Source organism: Sphingomonas sp. BK235, from assembly GCF_004345855.1.
Classification (GTDB): Bacteria; Pseudomonadota; Alphaproteobacteria; order Sphingomonadales; family Sphingomonadaceae; genus Sphingomonas.
The window spans coordinates 158,270-180,290 of record NZ_SLXN01000006.1 but is presented as its reverse complement, the minus strand read 5'-3'; the positions used below and the strand labels follow the sequence as shown (position 1 = coordinate 180,290).

At 70.4% G+C, this 22,021-nt stretch carries 21 protein-coding genes; 13 read left to right on the top strand and 8 right to left on the bottom strand.

Annotated elements, in window-relative coordinates:
* Positions 1–26 precede the first annotated feature (26 nt).
* The 4 genes from EV292_RS15950 to EV292_RS15935 all read left to right on the top strand — a co-directional run bounded on the left by EV292_RS15950 (position 27) and on the right by EV292_RS15935 (position 5,509).
* A complete protein-coding gene (locus EV292_RS15950; protein WP_132910232.1) occupies positions 27–674 on the top strand; it encodes a redoxin domain-containing protein in 648 nt (215 codons plus the stop codon).
* On the top strand, positions 671–1,600 hold the full coding sequence (locus EV292_RS15945; RefSeq protein ID WP_132910231.1) for an ABC transporter substrate-binding protein: 930 nt from the start codon (positions 671–673) through the stop codon (positions 1,598–1,600). Before EV292_RS15950 ends, EV292_RS15945 begins: the two co-directional genes overlap by 4 nt.
* Positions 1,601–1,774: 174 nt before the next feature.
* The gene (locus EV292_RS15940) at positions 1,775–4,120 is read left to right on the top strand and encodes a TonB-dependent receptor (RefSeq protein ID WP_165927148.1); all 2,346 of its coding nucleotides are present in this window, start codon (positions 1,775–1,777) and stop codon (positions 4,118–4,120) included.
* A gap of 33 nt (positions 4,121–4,153) precedes the next feature.
* Complete coding sequence (locus tag EV292_RS15935; RefSeq protein ID WP_132910229.1) at positions 4,154–5,509, top strand: LLM class flavin-dependent oxidoreductase; 1,356 nt, start codon at positions 4,154–4,156, stop codon at positions 5,507–5,509.
* A gap of 35 nt (positions 5,510–5,544) precedes the next feature.
* On the opposite strand, the gene EV292_RS15930 is transcribed toward EV292_RS15935, so the two are convergent.
* From EV292_RS15930 to EV292_RS15915, 4 genes are read right to left on the bottom strand one after another with little or no spacing between them, the layout of a single operon-like run.
* Positions 5,545–6,774, bottom strand: coding sequence for a rhodanese-like domain-containing protein (locus EV292_RS15930; protein WP_132910228.1), 1,230 nt, complete (start codon positions 6,772–6,774; stop codon positions 5,545–5,547).
* 14 nt (positions 6,775–6,788) lie between these two features.
* The gene (locus EV292_RS15925) at positions 6,789–7,355 is read right to left on the bottom strand and encodes a cysteine dioxygenase (RefSeq protein ID WP_132910227.1); all 567 of its coding nucleotides are present in this window, start codon (positions 7,353–7,355) and stop codon (positions 6,789–6,791) included.
* The gene (locus tag EV292_RS15920) at positions 7,352–8,131 is read right to left on the bottom strand and encodes an ABC transporter ATP-binding protein (protein WP_132910226.1); all 780 of its coding nucleotides are present in this window, start codon (positions 8,129–8,131) and stop codon (positions 7,352–7,354) included. Before EV292_RS15920 ends, EV292_RS15925 begins: the two co-directional genes overlap by 4 nt.
* A gap of 4 nt (positions 8,132–8,135) precedes the next feature.
* Positions 8,136–8,930, bottom strand: a complete 795-nt coding sequence (locus EV292_RS15915; RefSeq protein WP_132910225.1) for an ABC transporter permease — start codon at positions 8,928–8,930, stop codon at positions 8,136–8,138.
* Between the two features lie 447 nt (positions 8,931–9,377).
* On the opposite strand from EV292_RS15915, the gene EV292_RS15910 reads away from it, so the two are divergent.
* The 3 genes from EV292_RS15910 to EV292_RS15900 all read left to right on the top strand — a co-directional run bounded on the left by EV292_RS15910 (position 9,378) and on the right by EV292_RS15900 (position 14,025).
* A complete protein-coding gene (locus EV292_RS15910) occupies positions 9,378–11,132 on the top strand; it encodes a calcium-binding protein (RefSeq protein WP_132910224.1) in 1,755 nt (584 codons plus the stop codon).
* A 107-nt stretch (positions 11,133–11,239) separates the two neighbouring features.
* The gene (locus tag EV292_RS15905) at positions 11,240–12,754 is read left to right on the top strand and encodes a CpaF family protein (protein WP_165927147.1); all 1,515 of its coding nucleotides are present in this window, start codon (positions 11,240–11,242) and stop codon (positions 12,752–12,754) included.
* 62 nt (positions 12,755–12,816) lie between these two features.
* On the top strand, positions 12,817–14,025 hold the full coding sequence (locus EV292_RS15900) for an aspartyl protease family protein (RefSeq protein ID WP_243693810.1): 1,209 nt from the start codon (positions 12,817–12,819) through the stop codon (positions 14,023–14,025).
* A 43-nt stretch (positions 14,026–14,068) separates the two neighbouring features.
* On the opposite strand, the gene EV292_RS15895 is transcribed toward EV292_RS15900, so the two are convergent.
* Positions 14,069–14,263 carry a hypothetical protein gene (locus tag EV292_RS15895; protein ID WP_243693809.1) on the bottom strand — a complete coding sequence of 65 codons (195 nt, stop codon included), beginning with the start codon at positions 14,261–14,263 and terminating at the stop codon, positions 14,069–14,071.
* Positions 14,264–14,316: 53 nt separating this feature from the next.
* Here EV292_RS15895 and EV292_RS15890 point away from each other — a divergent pair, with 53 nt between their 5' ends.
* Complete coding sequence (locus EV292_RS15890) at positions 14,317–15,108, top strand: methyltransferase domain-containing protein (RefSeq protein ID WP_132910223.1); 792 nt, start codon at positions 14,317–14,319, stop codon at positions 15,106–15,108.
* Between the two features lie 277 nt (positions 15,109–15,385).
* Here the strand turns inward: EV292_RS15890 and phaR are convergent, their stop codons facing one another.
* On the bottom strand, positions 15,386–15,958 hold the full coding sequence (gene phaR, locus EV292_RS15885) for a polyhydroxyalkanoate synthesis repressor PhaR (protein ID WP_132910222.1): 573 nt from the start codon (positions 15,956–15,958) through the stop codon (positions 15,386–15,388).
* 13 nt (positions 15,959–15,971) lie between these two features.
* Here phaR and EV292_RS15880 point away from each other — a divergent pair, with 13 nt between their 5' ends.
* On the top strand, positions 15,972–17,048 hold the full coding sequence (locus tag EV292_RS15880) for an alpha/beta fold hydrolase (RefSeq protein WP_132910221.1): 1,077 nt from the start codon (positions 15,972–15,974) through the stop codon (positions 17,046–17,048).
* Between the two features lie 10 nt (positions 17,049–17,058).
* Here EV292_RS15880 and alr read toward each other — a convergent pair whose 3' ends face one another.
* Entirely contained in the window at positions 17,059–18,102 is a 1,044-nt protein-coding gene (gene alr, locus EV292_RS15875; protein WP_132910220.1) for an alanine racemase, read from the bottom strand.
* A gap of 78 nt (positions 18,103–18,180) precedes the next feature.
* Between alr and EV292_RS15870 the strand changes: the two genes are divergently transcribed.
* The 4 genes from EV292_RS15870 (at position 18,181) to EV292_RS15855 (ending at position 21,400) form a co-directional block, all read left to right on the top strand.
* Complete coding sequence (locus EV292_RS15870) at positions 18,181–18,765, top strand: NAD(P)H-dependent oxidoreductase (protein WP_132910219.1); 585 nt, start codon at positions 18,181–18,183, stop codon at positions 18,763–18,765.
* Positions 18,766–18,900: 135 nt separating this feature from the next.
* Positions 18,901–19,503 (top strand): ribosome maturation protein RimP, encoded by a 603-nt coding sequence (rimP, locus tag EV292_RS15865; protein WP_132910218.1) that lies wholly within the window; start codon positions 18,901–18,903, stop codon positions 19,501–19,503.
* Positions 19,503–21,152 carry a transcription termination factor NusA gene (gene nusA, locus EV292_RS15860; RefSeq protein WP_132910217.1) on the top strand — a complete coding sequence of 550 codons (1,650 nt, stop codon included), beginning with the start codon at positions 19,503–19,505 and terminating at the stop codon, positions 21,150–21,152. Before rimP ends, nusA begins: the two co-directional genes overlap by 1 nt.
* A complete protein-coding gene (locus EV292_RS15855) occupies positions 21,152–21,400 on the top strand; it encodes a 4-oxalocrotonate tautomerase family protein (protein WP_132910216.1) in 249 nt (82 codons plus the stop codon). The genes nusA and EV292_RS15855 overlap by 1 nt, the downstream gene beginning before the upstream one ends.
* Positions 21,401–21,650: 250 nt before the next feature.
* On the opposite strand, the gene EV292_RS15850 is transcribed toward EV292_RS15855, so the two are convergent.
* Positions 21,651–21,980, bottom strand: coding sequence for a GIY-YIG nuclease family protein (locus EV292_RS15850; protein WP_132910215.1), 330 nt, complete (start codon positions 21,978–21,980; stop codon positions 21,651–21,653).
* Positions 21,981–22,021: the final 41 nt, after the last annotated feature.

The window sequence follows — 22,021 nt, the reverse complement described above, 5'->3', positions numbered from 1 at the left end:
GCGCGGCGAGACGGAGGAAGACGGCGATGACGACGTTGAGGGCACGTTTCCGCGCGCTGGAGGAAGCGCGCGAGCGCGACTGGCCACGCGCGCGGCTCGAACACAATCGCGCCGAGCGCCGGGCGCTGCTGGATGCCAGCGACCCCGGACGAATGGTGACGCGCGGCGACCGGCTGCCGGACGCGCCGCTGCTCGACAGCCGCGGCGGCGCGCTGACGCTCGCGCAGGCGGTGGGCGCGGGGCCGGCGATCTTGATCTTCTTCCGCTTCGCCACCTGTCCGGCTGACGCATTGGCCCTGCCGCATTATGACCGCGCCTTCGCCGCGGCGGGCGTGCCCGTCGTGGCGCTGAGCCCGCAGCTGCCCGAGCGGCTCGACGCGATCCGCGTCGCGCACGCGCTGCAACTGCGCGTCCTCAGCGATCCCGGCGGTGCGCTGGCCGAGCAGCTCGGGCTCAACTTCACGCCGATCGACACGCCCGAGCCGCCCCCCGCCGGCTGGATCGGCGAGCTCACCGGCACGGGCACGTGGAAGCTGCCGCGGACGAGCGTGCTGATCGTCGACGGCGAGCTGACCGCCCGCTACGTCGCGATCAGCCCCGACTGGCTCGATCGCGTCGAGGCCGAGGACGTGCTGGCGGCACTGGCCGCGCCGGCACGGGCGGACGCCGCATGAGGCTGCACCGCCGCTCCCTCCTCGCCGGTGCGGGCCTGGGACTGCTCGCCGCCTGCGCGCGCGGTGGCGCGCGGGACGACGTGCTGCTCGTCGGTGACCAGCGCGGCGGATCGAAGGTGGTGCTCGACGCGATCGGCGCCCTCGCCGCCCTGCCCTATCACATCGAATGGTCGTCCTTTCCCAATGCGGCGCCGCTGCTGGAGGCGCTCAACGCGGGCGCGATCGACACCGGCATCGGCGGTGACGCCGCCTTCATCTTCGCGATCGGCAGCGGCGCCAAGATCAAGGCGATCGGCGCGCAACGCTACGAGGGGCCGGGACCGGTGCTGATCGTCCGCGGCGACTCGCCGATCCGCACGGTCGAGCAGATCGCGGGCAAACGGATCGCGACGCCGCGCGGGTCGATCTCGCACAATCTGATCCTCGCCGCGCTGGAGGCGCAGGGGCGCCCGCTCGACGCGGTCACCTTCGCCTTTCTCTCGCCGCAGGATGGGCAAGCGGCGATGCAGGGGGGCTCGGTCGACGGCTGGGCGATCTGGGACCCTTATGCCGAGCTGGCGGTGCGTGGCGGCGCGCGCGTGGTGGGCGGTCTGGACGGGCTGGTGCCGTCCTACGCGCTCGTGTTCGGACGCGACGGCGCGATCGCCGACAAGCGCCCGCTGCTCGCCGATTATCAGGCGCGACTGCGACGCGGCTGGGCGTGGGCGGCGGCGCATGGCGACGATTATGCGCGGCTGCTGGCGCGGGAGACCGGGGTCGACGTCGCGGTGTGGCAGTCGGTGACCCGCCGCACGCGGCGGCTGGCGGCGCCGATCGACGCGACCCTGATCGCCGATCAGCAGCGCACCGCCGACCGCTACCGCCGCGCCGGTCTGATCGACCGGCCGGTCGATGTCGCCACCGGCTTCGACGCGAGCTTCGCCTGAGCCGCGATCATAGCCGTTGAAATGTTCTCATAGCATCCATTCACCTACTGAAATGATAGGTGAAAGGATGTAGGAGACCCAGACAATGATGGGGGGTTTCCGATGACGCCAGCCGGCAGGAATACGATCAGAAAAGCTTTTCTTGCAACGGCCTCCATTTTGTCTTTCCATGACATGCCGGCACTTGCACTTGAAGCATCCACGCCGACGGCGCCGGTAGCCGCGGACGAACCCAAGCCGGAAGACGAAGTCGCCGATCAGCCGGGCGGCGCCGACATCACCGTGACGGCGCGCTACCGGCGCGAGAGCGCGCAGGACGTGCCGATCGCGATCACCGCGCTCGCCGGCGACACGCTCGAGCGACAGGGGGCCTTCAACCTCAAACAGGTGGTGCAGCAGCTCCCCAGCCTCAACATCCAGGGCATCAGCGGGCGCAACCAGACGATCACCGTCCGCGGCATCGGCACCAACGCCGGCGGCACCAACGACGGGCTGGAGCAAGGGGTCGGGCTCTACGTCGACGGCATCTATCGCCCGCGGACCGGCTCGGTGATCACCGACCTGATCGACGTGGAGAGCATCCAGTTGCTGCGCGGGCCGCAGGGCACCTTGTTCGGCAAGAACACCGTGGCCGGCGCGATCGACATCCGCACCCGTGAACCGAGCTTCGACGGCCCGGAAGGGCGCGCCGAGATCAGCTACGGCAATTACGATTATCTGCGCGGCTATCTCGCGGTCGGGGCACCGCTGACCGACGATCTCGCGGTGCGGGTCAGCTATCTGCGCACGCAGCGCGACGGGCTGATCTACAACACCACCTATCGCCAACGCTGGGACGGGCTGGACAATCACGCCGCGCGCTTCGACCTGGTGTGGAAGCCGCGCGACGATCTCAAGCTGCGGCTGATCGCCGATTACAGTCTGCAGGTGGGCGACGTCGGCTTCCAGAGCGTCGCCGCGGTGCTGCCGACCACGCTCGGCAACGGCACGCAGGTGCGCGGCTTCTACCGCCGCGCCGCGGACGTCGGCTATGCGCCGATCGCGATCGAGCCGTTCGCGCGCCGCGTCGACATCGACAGCTCGCAATATGACGAGATGCCGAGCTGGGGTGTCTCGCTGCGCGGCGACTGGACCAGCCCGGGCGGGCTGACGCTCACCTCGCTCAGCGCGTTCCGCCGCTGGCAGTGGATCCCCAATTATGACGGCGACCAGTTCGGCGCCAACGTCTCCACCCAGTCGATCGTCAAGACCGATCAGCGCCAGGTGAGCCAGGAGCTGCGCCTCGCCTCGCCCGGCCACCAGACGATCGACTATAGCGGCGGCCTCTATTTCTTCTGGCAGGAGGCCGACGATCTGTCGGTCACCGGCTATGGCAGAGACGCGGCGGCGTGGCTCACCACCGCCAACACGCCGACCGCGCCGGTGAGCACCCTGCCCAGCGCCGCGCTCGACGGACTGCAGGCGATCGCGCGCGTGGTGCCGCAGACGTACAGCTACGCCGGCTATGGTCAGGCGACGTGGAACGCCTCGCCCGTGTTCCGGCTGACCGCCGGGCTGCGCTATACGTGGGAGCACAAGACCGGGCTCTACGATGCCTATGCGGGCGGCACGGCGGCGCCGCTGTCGAGCTTCGCCGCCGCGCTGCAGCCAGCGATCGCGGCGCGGCGCGCGGCGCTGACGCCGACCGGCTCCTACACCGCCGAGCGCGACACGCGGAACCTGTCCGGCATCGTCACCGCCGCCTACGACCTGTCCGTCGACGTACACGGCTATGCGACCTATTCGCGCGGCTACAAGTCGCCCGGGATCAACCTGGTCAATCGCAGCAACGGCGTCGACATCTTCGTCCGGCCGGAGAAGGTGGACGCCTATGAGCTGGGCCTCAAGAGCCGCTTCTGGGGACAGCGCGCCGAGCTCAACCTCGCGCTCTTCTGGACCGACGACAGCGACTATCAGGCCAATTTCGTCAACAACACCGTCACTCCGGTGGTTGCCTATATCACCAACGTCGGCAAGCTGCGGTCGCGCGGGGTCGAGCTGGACGCGCGTGTCGCGCCGCTCGACGGGCTGACGCTGACGGCGGCGGGCACCTACAATGACGCGCGTTACGTCACCTATCGCGCCGCGCCGGCGCAATATCTCAACAGCTATCTCGGGCTGATCGACCTGTCCGGCCGCACCGCTTCGGGTGCGCCGAAATGGGCGCTGACGGGCACCGCCGAATATGTCCATCACGCCGGGGCGCACGAGCTCTATGTCGGCGGTGACGCGAGCTACCGCTCGGGCTTCTACGCCGCGGTCAACCTCGATCCCTATTCCTGGGTGCCGGGCTATGCGCTGGCCGGGCTGCACGCCGGGGTGCGCGACGCCGAGGGCCATTGGGACCTGTCGGCCTGGGTGCGCAATCTCACCGGCACCGACTTCTACAACACCAAGGCGGTGAACAACACCTACGGGCTCGTCTTCGCCGCGCTGGGCGAGCCGCGCACCTACGGCATCACGCTGCGCGGCCGGCTGTGACGCCCCCGTCCCCGATCCTGAGGAGTGACCATCATGACCAAGCGACAGCTCAAGCTCGGCCTCGTCCCCACTGGAGTCGGTGGTCCGGGCGAATATAATCGCTGGCTCGACCCCGAGATCCCGGTCGACGCCAGCGTCAGCATCGACTGGTACATCGACGTCGTGCGCCAGGCCGAGGCGGCCAAGTTCGACCTCGTCTTCATCGTCGACAGCCAGTTCATCACGCCCGACTCGCCGCCGCATTATCTCAACCGGCTCGAGCCGCTGACGCTGCTGTCCGCGCTGGCGGTGGCGACCAGCCATATCGGGCTGATCGGCACGCTAACGACCTCGTACAACGATCCCTATAACGTCGCGCGGCGGCTCGCCTCGCTCGATCTCATCAGCAAAGGGCGCGCTGGCTGGAACGTGGTCACCAGCGGCGACGCCGGCACCGCGGGCAATTACAACCGGGACGAGCATTTCGACTATGACACGCGCTACGCCCGCGCGCACGAGTATCTCGACGTCACGCGCGGCCTGTGGCGCTCCTATGAGGATGACGCGCTGGTGCGCGACCGGGCGACCGGGCAGTTCCTCGATCCCGCCAAGCTCCACACGCTCGACCACCGAGGGCGCTTCTTCTCGGTCGTCGGGCCGCTCAACATCCAGCGCTCGCCGCAGGGCGAGCCGGTGATCTTCCAGGCCGGCGACAGCGAGCAGGGGCGCGACCTCGGCGCCGCGATCGCCGACGGCATCTTCACGCACGCGCAGAGCCTCGAACAGGGTCAGGCCTTCTATGCCGACCTGAAGGGACGCGCGGCACGGCTCGGCCGCGACCCGGATCAGGTCGTCGTCATGCCCGGCTTCACCGTCTATGTCGGCGACAGCGACGCGGACGCGCGCGAGATCGAGCGGCACTGGCGCGCGCACGATCACAGCTTCGAACAGGCACTGGGCGAGTTCGGCCGCGCCTTCGGCTGGCACGATTTCCGCCAATATGATCTCGACGCGCCCTTCCCGGTCGGCGCGCTGGACCATGCCAAGACGAGCTTCTTCACCCAGGCCAAGAAGATCACCGATCTGGCGGTGGCACGCGGGCTGACGCTGCGCCAGGCGGTGGAGACGCAGCGGTCGGGCCGCTCCAGCCCGTTCGTCGGCTCGGCCGCGACGGTGGCTGCCGAGATCGAGCGCTGGTTCGAGGCGCGCGCGCTCGACGGGCTCAACATCCACGCCGGCCATCCCAGCCAATTCCGCCGCTTCACCGAGGAAGTGGTGCCGATCCTGCAGGAGCGCGGCACGTTCCGCCGCGATTATACGGCGACCACGCTGCGCGGCCATCTCGGGCTGCCGATCCCGTCCAACCGGCGCACCGCGCCGTCGCAGGAGCTGGAGATCGCCGCGGAGTGAGTCATGGCGGGCGCCGGTTTGACCGGCGCCCGCGCTCAGATGACGTAGAAGCCGTGCGTGGCATCGCGCTCGAGCTGGGCGACCAGGCCATATTCCCAGTCGAGATAGGCCTGCATCGCGGCGTGCTGGTTGTCGGTGCCCTCATACGGCCGCTTGTAGCGCTGGTCGGCCGCCAGCGCGGGCCAGACCTCGGGCGCGCCGGTCTCCAGATCGGGCCCGAAGCCGCCCTCGAGCACATAGACCTCCCATCCCATCTGCGCGAGCCAGGAGGCGGTCATGTCCGCGCGCGATCCGAGATCGTCCGCCAGCAGCAGTCGCGCGCCGCGCACCGGCGCCGCCATGTCGGTCTCCTGCACCAACTGGCCGCCGGGATAGTGGCGGAAGCCGGGAAGATGCCCCGCGGCATAGTCAGCCGCACCGCGAACGTCGAAGCGGTACAAGGTCCGCGTCGGGTCGGTCGCGAGCGTGGCCGCGTCCTGCGCCGACAGGTGGCGGACGCCCGCGCGATACGCCACCCCGCGCGCCGCGACGCGCGCCGCCGCGACGTCGCCCGCCGCGGCGTCGCGCGACGCGCCATGCTCGAGCGCCTGCCCCGCCAGCGTCCAGCCGATCGTGCCGTTGCGCAGCGCCACGACGCGGTTGCGCACGCCGGCGTTGCGGAGCGACTGCGCGCCGATGATCGAGCGCGTGCGGCCGGCGCAATTGACGATGATGGTCGTGCCCGGATCGGGCGCGGCCGCGCCAGCGCGCAGTACCAGCTCGGCCCCGGGCGCGCTGAGCGAGCCCGGGATGTTCATCGTGGCATATTCCACCGGTCGGCGCGCATCGAGGATGGCGATATCGGCGCGCGCGTCGATGAGGGTGGCCACGTCCTCGGCCGCGAGCGAGGGCGTGTGCCGCCGCGCCTCGACCAGCTCGCCGAACGCCTTGGAATAGGAATTCACGTCCTCGAAGAGCTCGTAGCCGGCGGCGCGCCAGCCCGCCAGCCCGCCCGCCAGCCGCGCCACCTCGTTATAGCCGAGCGCGGCCAGGCGACGCGCCGCCTCGTCCACCAGGCCCTCGCCATCGTCGTAGAGCACGATTGGCACGTCCCGCCGGGGCAGCCGCGCGTGCGCCTCGATCGCGATCCGATCGAGCGCCAGATGGGCGGCGAACAGCGGGTGTCCGGTGGCGAAGGCGGCCTCGCTGCGCAGGTCGAGCAGCGCGATCTCCTGGCGCAGCAGCAGCGCGCGGCGCACCTCCGCCGCGGTGCGTTCGATCGTCATCATGTCATGATCCCTCAGAGCGACAGCGCGGGCGCGGGCGAGTAGCCCGAGACGAACGGTTTGGCGTCGCCCGACGCATCGTAGGTGAAGCGCCGGACCGCACCGATGTCCGCGCCGTAGACGTGGATGCTGACCGACGGCGCGTCGGCGAGCCCGTTGCTCACCTTGTGCAGGTCGCCGAGCGTCGGCGACACCGCGTCGATCGCGCCGCGCTCCAGTCGCGTCACCTCGGTGCGGCGCAGCCCCGCCGCGTCGCGAACGTAGCTCTCCGCGATCTCGGCGCCGCGCAGCACGCCGACCAGCCCCCAGACGCGATGATCGTGGACCGGCGTCGACTGCCCCGGCCCCCAGACGAAACTGACGACCGAGAAGCGGCCGCCGGGGTCGCGATGGAGCAGATATTGGCGGTAGCGCTCGGCATCGGGCACCGCGTGCGTCTCGGGCAGCCAGTCGTCGGCGGCGAGCAGGTCGCGCAGCAACGCGCCGCCGCGCGCGAGCGTCACGGTCTCGTCCGGGTTGGTATCGAGCAGTGCCGAGAAGGCGGCGACGAAGCGCCGGAGCGGCGCGAGCGATCCGCTCACGCGTGCCGTTCCAGCAGGTCGGCGTAGGCGGCGCCGCCGACGTCGATGCCGAGATGACGCAGCAACGTGGCGCGCAGGTCACGGACGATCGCACCGCGGCTGCCGCGCGGGGCGAGCAGCCGCTCCTCCGCGACGATGCGCCCGCGGTCGAGCACCAGGATCCGATCGGCCAGCGCCATGGCCTCCTCGACGTCGTGGGTGACCAGCAGCAACGCCGGGCGATGGCGCTGCCACAGCGCCAGCACCAGCGCGTGCATCTTCATCCGCGTCAGCGCGTCCAGCGCGGCGAAGGGTTCGTCGAGCAGCAGCAGCTCGGGCTCGCGCACCAGCGCCCGCGCGATCGCGGCGCGCTGCGCCTCACCCCCCGAGAGCGTCAGCGGCCAGGCGTCCACCCGGTGTGCCAGCCCGACCTCCTCCAGCGCGGCGAGCGCGCGCCGCCGCGCGTCGCGCCCGCGCAGCCCGAGTGCGACATTCTGCCACACGCGCTTCCACGGCAGCAGCCGCGCATCCTGGAAGACGGTGGCGCGCGATCCGGGAAGGCGGATGTCCTGCCCCTGCGGCGGGTCGAGCGCGGCGAGCGTGCGCAACAGCGTGGTCTTGCCCGAGCCGGATCGGCCGAGCAGCGCGACGAACTCGCCGGGTGCGATCGACAGGTTCAACGAGTCGAGCACGACGGTGGCACCGAAGGCGCGCGACACGTCGCGGAGCCGCACGACGGGTTCGGGTGGCAGCGGATCGGGCACGATCTGCAGCGGCGAGCGGAGCGCGTCGGTCATCGTCTCAAGCCTCCACCAGCGCGGGGCGCCACGCCAGGGTCCGCGCCTCGACCGCGCGCACCAGCGCGTCCCCGGCCAGCCCCAGCAGCGCATAGACCAGCAGGCAGACGACGATGATGTCGGTGCGCATCGCGTCGCGCGCGTTGTTGATAAGGTAACCCAGCCCGGCCGAGGCATTGATCTGCTCGGCGAAGACCAGCATCAGCACCGAGATCGACAGGGCGTAGCGCAGGCCGGTCAGCAGCGCGGGGAGCGCACCCGGCAGCACGACCTCGCGGATCAGCGCCGCGCGTCCCAGGCCGAAGCTGCGTGCCGCGTCCATCAGCCGCACGTCGACGCCGCGGATGCCGGCGTGAAGATTGATGTAGACCGGCAGCATCGCCGCGAAGGCGATCATCGCGATCTTGGTGGTCTCGCCGATGCCGAACCAGATGATGAACAGCGGCGTGAGCGCGACCACCGGGATGGTGCGCTTCACCTGCACCAGCGGATCGATCCAGGCGTCGCCGCGTCGGGCGAGCCCCGCGGCGAGCGCCAGCGCGACTCCGACGGTGGCGCCGATGATGAGGCCCAGGATCGCGCGCCGCAGCGACACCGCGAGGTTGATCGGCAGATCACCCGAGCCGATCATCTGCGCCAGCGTACTCCCCACCGACGAGGGCGCGGCCAGCGTGTGAGCGGGGATGACCCCGAGCCGGCAGAGCCCCTCCCAGACCAGCAGCAGCAGCAGCGGCGAGAGCCAGCGGCGCTGGAGCGGATCGCGGCGCGGGGCCGCACGGGCGTTGGCAGGCAAGGGCATGTCGGTCGTCTCCGAGCCCTACCTTTCTCCACCACGACGCCCGCGACAAACGAGCTTTCGGACAGCGCTATGAGCGGTGCTCATACGGGGGATCGATGAACATGTCGGGGTGAGCGCGGATGACCGTCGGACGATGGAGGCGTGGGGCTTTCGGGGGAAGACCGGCACCGGCGGCACTCTTCCGCCGACAACTGCCGCGCCAAGCCGCGCCTGACAGCGCCATCGACGCATGAAGGCGGGGCGACGGTAACCAGTGCCGCCGCGCCTCGTGCTGGATCCCGTATCGGGCGACGTCATCTACGACAGCGCGGGTCGGACCGATCAGGTCAGCCGCACAAAGCGCGCCCAACGCGGCGTCGCGCCCAGCGACCGTCCCGTCGCGACGATGCGGCGGTTCGCACGGCCTGGCGTTAGCTTTCCTCGTTCGCGATCAGGGACTTCGAGACGATGAGCCAAGGCAACGACACCTATTTCGTCGATCGTTCGGACTTTGTCATCGAGGAGCAGCCGAACGGCGGCACCGACACGGTGATCGCCTCGGTCAGCTACACGCTGCCCGCCAACGTCGAGATCATCAGATTGCAGGGCGAGGGCCTCACCGCGACCGGCAACGCGCAGAACAACCGGCTGTACGCCGATCCCACCCACGCCTCGACGCTGATCGGCGGCGAGGGCGACGACACCTATTATCTGTTCAACGTCGGCGATCGCGTGATCGAGAGCGCGCTCTACGGCAGCGACGCGATCGTCTCCACGGTCAGCGTCGCGCTGGGCGACATGCGGATCGAGCGGCTCACGCTCGTCGGTGACGCCGATATCGACGGTTCGGGGCGCGCGGTCGTCGATCGCATCACCGGCAACGCGGGCAGCAACGTCCTGAGCGGGTTCGGCGGCAACGACACGCTCGACGGCGGCGCGGGCGTCGACACGCTGATCGGCGGTGTGGGCGACGACATCTATTATGTCGACGACAGCCGCGATCGCGTGGTCGAGGCGCAGGGCGCGCGCGAGGGCCGCGACATCGTCTACGCCGACACCGATTACAGTCTGGCGCTCACCTTCGTCGAGGAACTCGTGCTGCGCGGCGGCTCCCGTATCGGCAGGGGCAACAGCCAGGACAATGTCATCACGTCTGGTTACGGCAACGATATCCTGATCGGCGGCGGCGGGGACGACGTGCTCACCGGCGGAAGCGGCAATGACACTTATTACGTGGACAGCGCCACCGACGTCATCGTCGAGGAAGAGACCCTGCGCAACGGCGTCGACCTCGCCGTCGCGACCGCGACCTACGACATCGCCGGCACCTACGTCGAGAATCTGACGCTCGCCGATCGCCCCGACGGCAAGTTCGTCTACGTCGTCCCGAACGGCTATAATTTCGATGGCTATGGCAACTCGCTCAACAACATCATCACCGGCAACCATGGCGACAATGTCATCGACGGTCGCGGTGGCGCCGATCAGATGATCGGCGGTTCCGGCGACGATACCTATTTCGTCGACGATGCTTCCGATCGGGTGATCGAGAATCCGCGCTACGATGGCCAGCGACTGAACTATGACACCGTCTACGCGTCGGTCAGCTTCGGGGCGGGCTCGCAGGACATCGAATGTATCGTGCTGACCGGGGCGGGCAATATCAATGCCACCGGCGGCCTCCGCGACGACCTGATCGAGGGCAATAGCGGCAACAACGTGCTCGACGGCGGCGGTGGCGTCGACACGCTGATCGGCGGGCGCGGTGACGACACCTATTACGTGCAGAGCCACGATACCAAGGTGATCGAAGGACAGGGGGCCGATGGCGGCAACGACCTGGTCTATGCGGTGTCGAACTTCAGCCTGGCAGGCACCTTCGTCGAATCGCTCGCGCTGCTCGGCAGCGGTGACTTCATCGCCAAGGGCAACGCGCAGAACAACACGCTGGTGGGAAATGCCGGCGACAATCGCCTGATCGGCGCGGGCGGCGCGGATATCTTTCGCTTCAACAAGGATTTCGGCGACGACACCGTGTCCGATTTCGGCGCCGACGACCATCTCTGGTTCGGCGCGGGCACCTTCGCCTCGTCCGACGACGTGCTCGCGCACGCCAGCCAGAGCGGCGCCGACACCGTCATCACCCTGGACGAGGGCAACAGCATCACCTTGCGCAACGTCGTACTGGGCTCGCTGCAGGCCGACGACTTTCTGTTCGGATAGCGCGCGCCGGACGCCCATGTCGCGCGGCCTGGAATCGTCTGTGGTTAGGCGATTATAAAGGCTTCTCGCTTAGCTCGATCGCCGGACTTTCGAGGAAAACCGGGTCGATGAACGCGTTCGGGCGCCGCAACGGCGGGATGGGGACGACAGGCGCGCGCGGCGGCTTCGGCGTGGCGCGACCGATGCAGGCCAACCCGCTGGCGCGGCCCGAGCCCGAGCCCTTCCCCGCCGCCGACGCGCTGGCCCTTCCCGGCGAGGGCGATGCGTCGCTGGTGCCGCAGGGCACCGTCGACGCGATGCAGCGACTCGCCGACCGGCAGAACGCCAGCGGCGACGCCGGCGCGAGCCGGATGGAGGGCTTCGAGGCCTCGATCCACCGCATCAAGGAACAGGTGCTGCCGCGCCTGCTCGAGCGCGTCGATCCCGAGGCCGCCGCGACGCTCGGCAAGGACGAGCTGGCCGAGGAATTCCGCCCGATCATCGGCGAGGTGCTCGCCGAGCTCAAGCTGACGCTCAACCGCCGCGAACAGTTCGCGCTGGAGAAGGTGCTGGTCGACGAGCTGCTCGGTCTCGGGCCGCTCGAGGAGCTGCTCGCCGACGCCGACATCAGCGACATCATGGTCAACGGCCCCGACCAGACCTTCGTCGAGCGCAAGGGCAAGCTGGAGCTGGCCAACATCCAGTTCCGCGACGAGGAGCACCTCTTCCAGATCGCGCAGCGCATCTGCAACTCGGTCGGCCGCCGCGTCGACCAGACCACGCCGCTGGCCGACGCGCGCCTCAAGGACGGTAGCCGCGTCAACGTGATCGTGCCGCCGCTCAGCCTGCGCGGCACCGCCATCTCGATCCGCAAATTCTCCGCCAAGCCGATCACGCTCGACATGATGGCGGGCTTCGGCAGCATGTCGCAGAAGATGGCGACCGCGCTCAAGATCGCGGGGGCGTGCCGCTTCAACGTCGTGATCTCGGGCGGCACCGGCTCGGGCAAGACGACGATGCTCAACGCCTTGTCGAAGATGATCGACCCGGGCGAGCGCGTGCTGACGATCGAGGACGCCGCCGAGCTGCGGCTCCAGCAGCCGCACTGGCTGCCGCTGGAGACCCGCCCCGCGAACCTGGAGGGCCAGGGCGAGATCTCGATCCGCGACCTCGTCAAGAACGCGCTGCGCATGCGCCCCGACCGCATCATCCTGGGCGAGATCCGCGGCAGCGAGTGTTTCGACATGCTCGCCGCGATGAACACCGGCCACGACGGGTCGATGTGTACGCTCCACTCCAACTCGCCGCGCGAGGCGCTGGCGCGCATGGAGAACATGGTGATGATGTCGGACATCAAGGTGCCCAAGGAGGCGATCAGCCGCCAGATCGCCGACTCGGTCGACATGATCATCCAGGTCAAGCGCCTGCGCGACGGTTCGCGCCGCGTCACCAACATCACCGAGGTGATCGGCATGGAGGGGCCGGTGATCGTGACGCAGGAGCTGTTCAAGTTCGAATATCTCGACGAGAGCGCCGACGGCAAGATCATCGGCGAGTATCGCTCGATGGGGCTGCGCCCCTACACGATCGACAAGGCCAAGCAGTTCGGCTTCGACCAGGCCTATCTCGAGGCCTGTCTGTAATCGCCGCGGGCGATCGCCGCGCGCCCTGTGACGGTGCGCGGCGATCCGCTACACCGCGCGCCGTGCGCCGTTCGTTCGCCCCGTTCCTGCCGCTGCTGCTGGTCGTGACCGCGGCGACGCCGCGCGCTCTGCCCGAGCCGCGCGGCACGTGGAGCGGCACCAGCACGCTCGCCTCCGACAGCGAAGCGCGCTGGGTCGCGTTCGATCTCACCCCGGGCAACCAGATCCGTTTCCGGATGCAGCTCGACGGGCGCGAGATCACCGCGGTGCTCGACACCGGGGTGAGCTATTCGGTGCTGGCGCGCCATTACGCGCAGACCCATCGTCTCGCAATCCGTGCCGAGGGGCAGGCGACCGTGATCGGCGGCAGCGTCGACGTCGGCCGGGTGGATACCGCGACAGTCACGCTCGGCGGTCTCACGCGGCGCGGCGGCAGCCTCGCGGTCGCCGACCTGCCCGCCGCGGCGACCGGCAGCGCCACCGCGGTCGACCTGCTGGTGGGGCGCGACCTCACCGCGGCCTATGCGCTCGACATCGATTATGCCGCGCGCCGCTTCCGCCTGCTGCGCAGCGGGCGGCTCCCTTTCGCCGGGGTGCGCGCGCCGCTGACGATCGCCCCCGACCGGCTCGTCTATGTCAGCGAGGTGACGCTCGGGCGGACACGGCTGCGTCCGATGGTGGTCGACACCGGCGACGGCTCGTCGATCACGCTGGGCGCGACCGGCTGGGCCGCCGCGGGCGCCGCGGTGCGCGCGGTGCCGACCACCACGACCGTCTCGTTCGGGCTCGCCGGCGCGGTGGTGAGCGAGCTGGCGATCGTGCCGCGGTTGCTGGTGGGCGGCGCCACCGCGCGCGAGGTGGAGGTGCGCGTGGAGCCCGCGGGCGGCTTCTCCGACACGATCGGGGTGGCGGGGCGGATCGGCTCGGGCTTCCTGCAACGCTATCGCGTGCTGCTCGACCCCGGTGCGGGGCATATGCTGCTCGGCAGCGGCGCGGCGGCCGCGCCCGCCACGGTGCGGTCGACGAGCGGGCTGCTGCTGGGGCTCGCCGCCGATCGGCTGAAGGTGCTTCACGTCATGCGGGGCAGCCCGGCCGCGGCGACGGGATGGCGCGCGGGCGACACGATCTGCGCGGTGGACGGCGTCGCGATCACGCCCGCTTATGCCGCGGCACCGCTCGCCGGCTGGGCGACTGCCGCCCCCGGGCGGGCGGTGCGGCTGACCGCGTGCGACGGCGCCGAGCGCGTACTGACGTTGCGCCGCTTCTACTGAGCCGCGCGCGGGCGGGCTCCGGCGAGTCGCCGCATGGCCGCGTTCATGCCTTGAGCACGGCATAGCCGGCGATCGCGAGCGCGATCAGCGCGGCCATCTGCACCATGGTCCAATCGACCCAGCCCACCGCGTCCGGGTCGCTACGCCGCGTGCGGCGGTGCGCGCGCCAGCCGGCGAACACCGCCACCACCAGCGCCGCGCCGGCGAGCAGCGCGAGCGACACTTGCGCATCGCTCACCGCCGCGTCAGCCTGCGCGTTATGGCCGCTAAGGCTTTGGAGGATCGTCGCTCATGCATCGTCTCGCCTGCTCCCTGCTGCTCGCCGCACCGGCACTGGTCGCCGCCAGCACGCCCCAAGTCCCCGCCGCCATCACCGCCGCGGTGGCCGCACCGACGCGCACCGCCGCGAATGTCGCGCGCGACCGCTATCGCCACCCGGCGCAGACGCTCGCCTTCTTCGGGGTGAAGCCGGGCGACACGGTGGTGGAAGTATGGCCGGGCGGCGGCTGGTACAGCGAGATCCTCGCGCCGCTCACCGCGCGCGCGGGCAGCTATTATGCCGCCGGCCCGTGGGAGAAGGGACTGAACGGCGTGCGCGGGCTCCAGGCCAAGGACGCCGCCACCTACGGCAAGGTGAAGCTCGCTGCCTTCCCCGCGGAAGCAGGGCAGACCGGCGTGCCCGACGGCAGCGCCGACGTGGTGCTGACCTTCCGCAACGTCCACAATTGGCGGTTCGGCGGCGAGGATCGCGCGCGCGCGATGTTCGCGGCGATGTACCGGATGCTCAAGCCCGGCGGCACGCTGGGCGTGGTGGAACATCGGCTGCCCGAGTCGCGCCCCGCCGCGGCGGAGGAGAAGAGCGGCTATATGAAGACCAGCTCGGTGGTCGGCTTCGCCACCGCGGCCGGGTTCAAGCTGGCGGCGCGGTCCGAGATCAACGCCAATCCCAAGGACAGCGCGGACTGGCCCGACGGCGTCTGGACGCTGCCCCCCAGCTATGCGCTGAAGGACAAGGACCGCGCCAGATATGCCGCGATCGGTGAGAGCGACCGCATGACGCTGCGCTTCGTCAAGCCGAAGTGACGGAGAAGCGACAAACCTGACGTCTCCCCGCCCCGGTTGCCTGCGCCGCGTCGCAGGATGACCGGGCATCGTCGCACCTGACAGGTTCAGCGTCGCGCAGGCGGCTCGCGCCACCCGTCATCCCGGCCTCGCGCCGGGATCCATGGAGCCGCGAGCACCGCCGGCGTTGCTCGCGCGGAAGGATGGATCCCGGCGCGAGGCCGGGATGACGATGAGGGAAGAGCAACCGCCCTTCCTCGAACCACCGGCCGATCGCCGCCCCCGCGCGCGCGGGCGATCAGTCGCCCAGCTTGTCGACCTTGTCGCGCAGCTGCGCCAGTTCGGCCTTGAGCGCGGCGATCTCGCCGTCCTTGCCCGCGCCGCCCCCGGTGCCGCCCGCCGTGCCGGCGCCACCCGCCGCCGCGGCCGCGCCCGGTTTGAAGGCATTGGCCGCCGCCTCGAACATCTCCATGTTGCGCTTGGCGATCTCGGCGAAGGGCGAGCCCGCGAACGCTCCCTCCACCGCGGTCTTGAACTGCGTCTGGTTGCGGCGGAAGCTCTCCATCGAGGCTTCGAGATAATCGGGCACCATCGCCTGCATCGAATCGCCGTACAGCGCGATCAGCTGGCGGAGGAAATTGACCGGCAGCATCGTCTGGCCGCGGCTCTCCTCCTCCATGATGATCTGGGTGAGGACGTTGTGGGTGATGTCCTCGTCGGTCTTGGCGTCGACCACCTTGAACTCGCGCCCCGCGCGCGTCATCGCCGCGAGGTGCTCGAGCGTGATGTAGGATGAGCTCTCGGTATTGTAGAGCCGGCGATTGGCGTATTTCTTGATGACGACCACGCCGTCGCCCTGCTGTTTCTTCATCGCGCGAGCCCCCATGACCGACCTGCCCTTCGGTACCGCACAATTTTTCGCGTCGCAACATGCGCGCGACGTGCCGCGTCCGCTGCCGCTGTTCCTCGACATGCTGCGCCGCGAGACCGCAGCATCGCCGGAGCGCCGCGCCGCCGCGCTCGCGGGCTTGCGCCGCTACCAGGAGGCGCCCCGAACGCGCCGCCGCGCCCGGCCGGTGCGCTTCCGCAAGGGCGCGGCGCGGCTGCGTGACGGTGGCGGGGCACCCGACGCGCCGCCGGTCGTGCTGGTGCCGTCGCTCATCAACCCGCCCGACGTGCTCGATCTCGCGCCCGGTCGCTCGCTGGTGGCGCATCTCGCCGCGGCGGGGTTCCGGCCCTGGCTGCTCGACTGGGGCCACCCGCGCGCGCGCGACGCGACGCTCGACCTCGCGCAGCACGTCACTGCGCGGCTGCTGCCGCTGATCGCGAAGCTCGACCGACCGCCGCTGCTGGTCGGCTATTGCCTGGGCGGGACGCTCGCGCTCGCCGCCGCGGCGCTGCTCGGCGCGCGCTGCGCCGGGGTGGCGACGATCGCGGCGCCGTGGCGCTTCGCGGGCTATGGCGCGACGGCGCGCGGCGCGATGGGCGCACAATGGGCGCGCGCCGAGCCGGCGTGTCGCGCGCTCGGGCTGCTGCCGATGGAGGTGCTCCAGGCGGGCTTCTGGCAGCTCGATCCCGCCCGCACCGTCGCCAAATATGCGGCGCTCGCGACCGCTGACCCCGCCACGCTCGCGCGCTTCGTGCTGCTGGAGGATTGGGCCAACGCGGGGGCGCCGCTGACCTACGCCGCGGGCGCCGAGTTGTTCGGCACGCTGGTGGCCGAGGATGCGAGCGGCCAGGCGGCGTGGCAGGTCGGCGGCGTGACGATCGACCCCGCCGCGCTGGCCTGCCGCGCGGTCGAGTTCGTCTCGCTGCGCGATCGCATCGTGCCCGCGGCGACGGCGGCGGGCCTGGCCGATCGGCGCGACGTCGGTGCGGGCCATGTCGGCATGATGGTGGGAGGTGGCGCGCGCGCGCTGCTCTACGATCCGCTGGTCGACTGGCTGCGCGGCGCGGGCTGAGCGGCGGCGGCTATTCCCAGCGACGCTCGAACCGCCGTCCCAGTCCGGTGAGCAGCTCATACTGGCTCGTGCCGGTCGCCGCCGCCATCGCGGGCAGGTCGGGATCGAAGCGCAGCCAGTCGCCCTCGTCCACCGCGCTCGCCCCCGCGTCGAGCGCGACCAGGTCCATCGACACGCGCCCCACCACCGGCAGCACGTCGTCGCCCCAGCGCGCGCGTCCGCGATCGGAGAAGGCGCGGTAATAGCCGTCCGCATAGCCGAGGTTGGCGATCACCACGTTCGTGTCGGCCGGCGCGCGCCAGGTAGCGTTATAGCCCACGGTCTCGCCGGCGCGGACGCGGCGGCGCTGGAGTACTTCCGCCGCGATGGTCGCGACCGGGCGCACCGCGTCGGCCAGCGCCGGCGTGGGCACGCCGCCGTACAGCGCGATCCCCGGCCGCGTGAGGTCGAAATGATAGTCCGCCCCGAGCGCGATGCCCGCCGAATTGGCGAGGCTCAGCCGGCGTGCGGCGGTACGGCCCGCCAGTGCGGCGAAGCGCGCGCGCTGCGCGGCGTTCAGCGGATGGCCCGGCTCGTCGGCACAGGCGAGGTGGCTCATCAGCGTGTCGATCGACAGCCCGTCGAGCAGCCCCGCGCCGATCTCCTCCGCGCTGACGCCGAGCCGGTTCATCCCGGTATCGACCATCACGTCGCACGCGCCGCCCCCCGCCGCGCGCCAGCGCGCCACCTGCGCCGCGCTGCTCAGCACGGGTCGCGCGGGTGACCCCACCGCCAGCGACAGGTCGCCCGCGCGCACGCCATGGAGCACCGCGACGCGCGCGCCGGTCCCCGCCAGCGCGGGAAGTAGCGCCGCAGCCTCCGCCCAGGTCGCGACGAAGACGTCGCGACAGCCCGCGGCGGCGAGCCGCACCGCGACCGCCGCGGCGCCCAGCCCATAGCCATCGGCCTTCACCGCCGCGCCGCACGACGCCGCGCCGCTCCGCCGCGACAGCGCGCGCCAATTGTCCACCAGTGCGTCGGTGGAGAGATGGAGACGGTGCGGCAGATCGGTCATCGCGCGCCGGTTAGCGCGTGCGCGCGCGACGCGCCACCGCCCCTTTACCCGCGGCCGGCGCGGCGGCAGGAGAAGGCGATGAACGTCCTGATCTTCTACGGTTCTTATCGCGCCGACCGCGCCGGTATCCGGCTCGCACGCTATCTGGTCGATCGCTTCGCCGCGCGCGGCGACGCGCCGACGCTGGTCGATGCCAAGGCGGTGGGCCTGCCGCTGCTCGACCGGATGTACAAGGAATATGCCGAGGGCACCGCCCCGCCCGCCATGGCCGCGCTGGCGCAGCAGATCCGCGACGCCGACGCCTTCGTGTTCGTCGCGGGCGAGTATAATTGGGGGCCGCAGCCCGGGCTCAAGAACCTCACCGACCATTTCCTCGAGGAATGGTTCTGGCGGCCCGCCGCGATCGCCAGCTATTCCGCCGGGCGGCTCGGCGGCGCGCGCAGCAACGCGGCCTGGTACGCGATCCTGCCCGAGATGGGCATGCCCGTGATCCCCAGCACCCTGGTGGTCGGCCCCGTGACGCAGACGCTCGACGCCGAGGCGCGCCCGACCGGCCCCGCCGGCGAGTCGCTGGAGCGGCAGTTCAGCCGCTTCGCCGACGATCTCGCCTGGTGGGCGGAGGCCGCCAAGGCGCAGCACGCGCGCCGCGCGCCGCCCTATTGAGCGCCGGCGCCGCGCACCGCTTGCGAGCGCGGCGCGACGGCGCTATATCCGCTGTGCTTTCTCTTACATCGCGAGGTGCAAGGGGCTGCGGGGCTCGCTCCGCGGCGGCAACCAACGCATGTCCGGCAGGTGCATTTGAGCGACAACGATTCCCTCTACCGACTGGTCGAACCCGAGGCGCAGGCGCTCGGCTTCGCGCTGGTGCGCGTGCGGCTGTTCGGCGCAAGGTCGGGCAATGGGGGCGACGAGCGCACGCTCCAGGTGATGGCCGAGCGCCCCGACACGCGCCAGCTCACCATCGACGACTGCGCCGAACTGTCGCGACGGCTGTCCGACCTGCTCGACCAGCTCGAGGCCGAGGGGCGCGACCCGATCGAGGGCGCGTATCGGCTCGAGGTGTCGTCGCCCGGCATCGACCGGCCGCTGACGCGCCGGCAGGATTTCACCGACTGGGCCGGCCATGAGGCGCGCATCGTGCTCACCGAGCCGGTCGAGGGGCAGAAGCAGTTCAAGGGCGATCTGGAAGGGATCGACGCCGACGGCCAGATCGCGATCCGCCACGCGCGCACGCACGAGCTGGCGCGCGTGCCCTTCGCGCTGATCGCCGACGCCAAGCTGGTGCTCACCGACCGGCTGATCGCCGCGACCGTGCCGCTCTCGATGGAGGGCGCCGACGAAGAGATAGAAGACATGTCCGCGGACGCGGACGCCGATACCGAAGAAGAGGAATCGAACTGATGGCCACCGGGGTCACCGCCAACCGTGCCGAGCTGATCGCGATCGCCAACTCGGTCGCGTCGGAGAAGATGATCGACAAGGCGATCGTCATCGAGGCGATGGAGGACGCGATCCAGCGCGCCGCGCGCACGCGCTACGGCCAGGAGATGGACATCCGCGCCAAGCTCGATCCCAACAACGGCGACCTGCGGCTGTGGCGCGTCGTCGAGGTGGTCGAGCTGGTCGACGACATCTACAAGCAGGTCGACGTCGCCGGCGCGCAGAAGCTCCAGCCGGGCGCGAGCGTCGGCGACTATCTGGTCGACCCGCTGCCCCCGATCGAGTTCGGCCGCATCCAGGCGCAGGCCGCCAAGCAGACGATCTTCCAGAAGGTGCGCGACGCCGAGCGCGAGCGCCAGTATGAGGAGTTCAAGGACCGCGCCGGCGAGATCATCACCGGCGTCGTCAAGCGGGTCGAGTTCGGTCATATCGTGGTCGACCTCGGCCGCGCCGAGGGCGTGATCCGTCGTGACGCGCAGATCCCGCGCGAGGTGGTGCGCGTCAACGACCGCATCCGCTCGCTGATCCTCAAGGTGGTGCGCGAGAACCGCGGCCCGCAGATCTTCCTCAGCCGCGCGCACCCCGACTTCATGAAGAAGCTGTTCGCGCAGGAAGTGCCCGAGATCTACGACGGCATCATCGAGATCAAGGCAGCCGCGCGCGACCCGGGCAGCCGCGCCAAGATCGGCGTGATCTCGCACGATTCCAGCATCGACCCGGTCGGCGCCTGCGTCGGCATGAAGGGCAGCCGCGTTCAGGCGGTGGTGCAGGAGATGCAGGGGGAGAAGATCGACATCATCCCCTGGTCGCCCGACACCGCGACCTTCGTCGTCAACGCGCTCCAGCCGGCGAACGTCGCGCGCGTCGTGATCGACGAGGAAGAGGATCGCATCGAGGTGGTCGTCCCCGACGATCAGCTGAGCCTCGCGATCGGCCGCCGCGGCCAGAACGTTCGCCTCGCCTCGCAGCTCACCGCCAAGGCGATCGACATCCTCACCGAGACCGACGCCAGCGAGAAGCGCCAGCAGGAGTTCGTGAAGAACTCCGAGCTGTTCCAGAACGAGCTCGACGTCGACGAGACGCTGGCGCAGCTGCTGGTGGCCGAGGGCTTCGGCGCGCTGGAAGAGGTCGCCTATGTCGAGCTCGACGAGCTCGCCGGGATCGAGGGCTTCGACGAGGATCTGGCGCAGGAGCTGCAGAGCCGTGCGCAGGAGGCGCTCGACCGCCGCGAACAGGCCGCGCGCGAGGAGCGCCAGGCTTTGGGCGTCGAGGACGCGCTGGCCGAGCTGCCCTATCTGACCGAGGCGATGCTGGTCACGCTCGGCAAGGCGGGGATCAAGACGCTCGACGATCTGGCGGACCTTGCCACCGACGAGCTGGTCGAGAAGAAGCGCGCCGAGCCGCGCCGCCGCAACGACGACGCGCCGCGCCGCGACTCGCGCAACGACGGCCGCGGCAACGGCGGCGTGCTCGGCGAGTACGGGCTGAGCGACGAGCAGGGTAATGAGATCATCATGGCCGCGCGCGCGCACTGGTTCGAGGACGAGGACGGGTCGGCCGAGGCGGACAATTCCGGTGACGAGAGCGCCGAGCAGGAGACGCAGGCCTGATGCCGTTCGTCTCGATCCGATTGGCGGGCAGCGCGACGCGCGAGCAGAAGGCGGGGATCGTGGCGGATGTCACGGCCTCGCTGGTGACGCGGCTGGGCAAGAACCCGGCCGCGGTGCAGGTCGTGATCGAGGAAGTGTCGACCGAGAATTACGGCGCGGGCGGGCAATTGCTCGCCGACCGCGACGCGGGCGCGGCGGGTGCCGCGTCTTCCAGCCAGGGAGACGCGCATGCGGCACCTGGGCAATGAGACTCTAGGCGGCCTGGGGCAGCGTCGGTTCCTAGCCCGCGTCGCCTTCGGTGGCGGGCGGGGCGGATGCGCGTTGCGCACACCGCGGGCATTGCGCTCGCGGTACCATGGATCCCGGGTCAGGCCCGGGATGACGGATAGTTGCGTTGCCGTGCCAAATCTAACCGCCCGTCGTCACCCCGGCCTTGAGCCGGGGTCCATGGCGCCGCGCGCATTGACGATTGGCGGAGGAGCGACCCTCGCCACGTCATCACACCAACCGCGGCAGGCCGAGACCGATCGCCAGGTCGCTCCACGTCGGATTGTCGCGCTCGATCAGCTCGATCTTCCAGTCGCGGCGCCAGCGCTTGATCCGCTTCTCGGCGATGATCGCGGCCTCCATTGTGTCGGCGAGCTCGTACCAGACCAGCCGCTTCACGGCGTAGCGATCGGTGAAGCCGCGGAACGTGCCCGAGCGATGCTGCGTCACGCGCGCGAGCAAGTCGGACGTAACGCCGACGTAGAGCGTCCCGTAATGACCGCTAGCCATCAGGTAGACGCACGGCTGCCGCTGTCGCACCTGACCCGCCCCCCGAGTCATCCCGGCCTTGCGCCGGAATCCATCCTTCCGCGCGCGCAACG